Here is a 255-nt window from a genome sequence, read left to right on the forward strand (position 1 = left end):
ACGAGGCCACACGCCCCAAGGTCAAGTTTGAAGACGTTGCCGGCGTGGACGAGGCAGTCGAGGAGCTCGAGGAGATCCGTGACTTTTTGAGCGATCCGGATCGCTATCGCAAGCTGGGCGCCAAGATCCCGCGTGGCGTGTTGCTGGTTGGCCCTCCGGGCACCGGTAAAACGCTGCTGGCCAAGGCCGTTGCCGGCGAGGCGGGCGTGCCGTTCTTTAGCATCTCGGGTTCCGACTTTGTCGAGATGTTCGTAG

Annotated in this window: 1 protein-coding gene; it reads left to right on the plus strand. The window is 62.4% G+C overall.

The annotated features are described in order from the left end of the window. Positions 1-255 (plus strand): AAA family ATPase (locus tag RX395_RS10215; protein WP_316367420.1); only part of this gene is annotated, 255 nt, incomplete at both ends.

The sequence above is a fragment of the Collinsella aerofaciens genome (assembly GCF_032584215.1).
Taxonomy (GTDB): domain Bacteria; phylum Actinomycetota; class Coriobacteriia; order Coriobacteriales; family Coriobacteriaceae; genus Collinsella.